We start from the raw sequence: 3,471 nt of genomic DNA on the forward strand, positions 1-3,471 counted from the left end.
TCGCTGCAAATCACCACCAGCATGCATCGCCGCGCCGGGACGCAACGCGAAGTGGTCAGCGCCATCTGCGACGGTGATTGCATCGAAATTAACGAGATGCGCGACTGGCAGCAGGAAAACCGCAGCGGCATCGTGCGTGAGGTGCCGCCCGCATGGCAAAGCCATCTTACCCAGCGTGGTTTTAGCGGTGCAGCGCACCATTTCATTCAGTGTGTTGAAAATCAGACGATGCCTGAAACCAGTGGCGAACAGGCGCTGGCGGCGCAGCGTCTGGTGGAAAAGTTGTGGCGCGATGCCGAACGTGAATAATCCCTTGTAACACTCAATGCTGGTCATTTCCCGCCGTGTCAGTAGACTATCGCCGGACATCACGGGATGTCCGCGCTAAGTCGCTCATTTCTCCGACACTTTTCAGGATGCGCCACTCAATATGAATTTGTTGAAATCGCTGGCTGCGGTCAGTTCGATGACCTTGTTTTCCCGCGTACTGGGCTTTGCCCGCGATGCCATTGTGGCGCGCGTTTTCGGTGCGGGGATGGCAACCGATGCCTTCTTTGTTGCCTTCAAACTGCCTAACCTGCTGCGCCGTATTTTTGCCGAAGGCGCGTTTTCTCAGGCGTTCGTGCCGATCCTGGCGGAATATAAAAGCAAGCAGGGCGAAGATGCCACGCGCGTGTTTGTGGCCTACGTTTCCGGTTTATTGACGCTGGTGCTGGCGGTGGTGACCGTGTTGGGGATGATCGCTGCGCCATGGGTTATTGTGGTGACGGCGCCAGGCTTTGCCGATACCGCCGATAAATTCGCTTTAACCAGCGCGCTGCTGCGCGTCACTTTTCCTTATATTCTGCTGATTTCGCTGGCGTCGCTGGCGGGTGCCATCCTCAATACCTGGAACCGTTTTTCCGTGCCGGCATTTGCGCCAACGCTGCTCAACATCAGCATGATTGGTTTTGCCGTCTTCGCTGCGCCGCATTTTAATCCACCGGTGATGGCGCTGGCGTGGGCTGTGGTGGTGGGCGGCGTGTTGCAGCTGTTTTATCAACTGCCGCACCTGAAGAAAATTGGCATGCTGGTTCTGCCGCGTCTGAATCTGCGCGATGCGGGCGTGTGGCGAGTGATGCGTCAAATGGGGCCGGCGATTCTTGGCGTGTCGGTCAGTCAAATTTCACTGATCATCAACACCATCTTCGCCTCCTTTCTGGTTTCCGGTTCGGTTTCGTGGATGTACTACGCCGATCGTCTGATGGAGTTTCCATCCGGCGTGCTGGGCGTGGCGCTGGGCACCATTTTGCTGCCCTCGCTGGCGAAGAGTTTTGCCAGTGGCAATCAGGAAGAGTATTCACGGTTGATGGATTGGGGCCTGCGTCTCTGCTTCCTGTTGGCGTTGCCGAGCGCAGTGGCGCTGGGGATTTTGTCCGGGCCGCTGACGGTCGCGCTGTTCCAGTACGGGAAATTCACCGCCTTTGATGCCTTGATGACGCAGCGCGCGCTGATTGCCTATTCCGTGGGTTTGATGGGGCTGATTGTGGTGAAAGTGCTGGCACCCGGCTTCTATTCTCGTCAGGACATCAAAACTCCGGTGAAAATTGCCATCGTGACGCTAATTGTGACGCAATTGATGAACCTGGCGTTTATTGGCCCGCTCAAACATGCCGGTTTGTCGCTGTCGATCGGTTTGGCCGCTTGTCTGAATGCCGCGCTGTTGTACTGGCAACTGCGTAAGCAGGATATCTTCCAGCCGCAGCCTGGCTGGTTCAGTTTCCTGACTCGTTTGCTGATTGCGGTATGTGTGATGGCCGCAGCGCTATTGGGTATTCTGCAGGTCATGCCAGCATGGGAAGAGGGGCAGATGTGGTGGCGCCTGATTCGCCTGGCGGCGGTCTGCGCCATCGGCGGTGGCTCATACTTTGTGATGCTCGGTCTGCTCGGCTTCCGCCCGCGCGACTTCGCACGCCGCACTATGGCGTAAAGCTCGCACTATCTTAACGGACCTGCAGCGGCAGATGTTGCAGGTCCCGCACACAACAAAAAGGCTGCCATCCCAAAAGATAGCAGCCTCTTCAAAGCAACGTTTTTACCCTTTACGACTCAGCGTCGCCTGACCTTTACCCAAACCATCCGGCCCGTAAAATGCCTGCGTTTGGTGTGGTCGCAATACCGCCAATGCTTCATTGGTGAAGCCAATCTGATGCTGCAACAAAATCCCGTTATGCGTATTGGCATCGCGCAAGCGGCGCGTGTGCTGTTGAATACGCGCCCAGCGGTTTTCGCGATCGCTGTGATCACCATAGGGCGCCTGCGTACCAAGGGATTTCTCGGTGGTGCGGCGCATCTCGTCCAGATAATTCAACGTGGTCAGCAGCGCGCTTTTATCTTCAGAAATACGCTGCAGCATGTTGCCATTAACCTGGCCGGCAGAAAGTTGCTGTTGTTCTTCATCCATTACCAGCGCAAGGGATGTCAGCACGTCCTGCATTTTGTCTAAGGTGATCAGCAGATTGTCCATTGGGATTAGTTACCCTCTAAATACGCCTTGGTATCGGCGATCAGCGCGTCGGCGATCTTACCGGTATCCATTTTCAGTTCGCCATTACGAATGGCCGTCTTCAGCTGCTCAACGCGCGCTGTGTTAATGTCTTTGCTGCCAGGCTGCATCAGTTGCGCCTGCGCGGTACTCAACTTCACTTCCGCACCGCTTTCGCTGGTGGTGCTGGCTGCTGGCGTGGCGCTCTGACGCACTTTGCTGCTGTTATCGTTGGTATCGCGTGTTTGAACAGTGCTAACCGGATTCGTAGGCTGCGTTCTGTCGATGCTCATGGTAAGGCTCCTGTAAGGTCAGTTGGGGGTCAGCCAACTGAGTCAGCATAGGGTAATGTCTTTGTTGATATCTCTATCGGCAGAACAACAGGGTTCTTTAACGCTTTATAGCGATATCAGAATATTCCCATCCGCGTCGACGCGACCACTGACAACCTGACCATTTCCCATCCTCACGCGCACCATTTGTGCCGCGCTGGCGTTGTTCAGCGCACGTCCTTCGCTGCTGGCATTAAACCCGTTTCCACTGGCGACTACCATCACATTTTGACCGGCTTTCACTCGCCACGGTTGGCGCACCATAGTGGCGGTAACCGGCTGTCCTGGCGGGATATCGCGCAGCGCAACCGCATCAATGACGCCGCTGCTATCCATCAAGGCGCGTGCCGGCAGTTCATCCAGCCGTCCGGTTTCCAGACGCACATCAGATGGGCTGAGATTGCTGCCGCGCGCCACCTGACGGCTCGCCACCAAATATTGCCCGGTAACTTGCACCTGAACCTGCAGGAAACGCCGATTTTGATCGCAGTTAGCGGCGATGCTGATGTTGCCCCACTGACGGCTATTACCCGGCAGCTGCAGTTCAGGGGTTTCGCAGTTTGGCCACTGCGCCTGCGGTGTACGCACCACCACCGTCATGCCTGCGGCATGTTG

4 protein-coding genes and 1 pseudogene are annotated in these 3,471 nt (G+C 56.3%); 2 read left to right on the forward strand and 3 right to left on the reverse strand.

Annotation, left to right across the window (positions count from 1 at the left end; translation table 11 throughout):
* A pseudogene (locus RTY00_RS22095) lies at window positions 1-309 on the forward strand (gfo/Idh/MocA family oxidoreductase); the annotation flags it as partial.
* Window positions 310-430: 121 nt separating this feature from the next.
* Window positions 431-1,969, forward strand: coding sequence for a murein biosynthesis integral membrane protein MurJ (gene murJ / locus RTY00_RS22100; protein WP_154152720.1), 1,539 nt, complete (start codon window positions 431-433; stop codon window positions 1,967-1,969).
* Window positions 1,970-2,074: 105 nt separating this feature from the next.
* Here the strand turns inward: murJ and flgN are convergent, their stop codons facing one another.
* The 3 genes from flgN to flgA all read right to left on the reverse strand — a co-directional run.
* Entirely contained in the window at window positions 2,075-2,506 is a 432-nt protein-coding gene (flgN, locus tag RTY00_RS22105; protein WP_312666252.1) for a flagellar export chaperone FlgN, read from the reverse strand.
* A 5-nt stretch (window positions 2,507-2,511) separates the two neighbouring features.
* Complete coding sequence (gene flgM / locus RTY00_RS22110; protein WP_008103096.1) at window positions 2,512-2,817, reverse strand: flagellar biosynthesis anti-sigma factor FlgM; 306 nt, start codon at window positions 2,815-2,817, stop codon at window positions 2,512-2,514.
* Window positions 2,818-2,922: 105 nt separating this feature from the next.
* The coding region (flgA, locus tag RTY00_RS22115; RefSeq protein ID WP_312666254.1) for a flagellar basal body P-ring formation chaperone FlgA at window positions 2,923-3,471 on the reverse strand (549 nt) is incomplete at its 5' end.

This window comes from Pantoea sp. CTOTU49201, from assembly GCF_032054795.1.
GTDB classification, from domain to species: domain Bacteria; phylum Pseudomonadota; class Gammaproteobacteria; order Enterobacterales; family Enterobacteriaceae; genus Pantoea; species Pantoea symbiotica.

Coding starts and splice junctions, on each gene's coding strand:
- murJ (WP_154152720.1), top strand. CDS start 431: ATGAATTTGTTGAAATCGCTGGCTGCGGTCAGTTCGATGACCTTGTTT.
- flgN (WP_312666252.1), bottom strand. CDS start 2,506: ATGGACAATCTGCTGATCACCTTAGACAAAATGCAGGACGTGCTGACA.
- flgM (WP_008103096.1), bottom strand. CDS start 2,817: ATGAGCATCGACAGAACGCAGCCTACGAATCCGGTTAGCACTGTTCAA.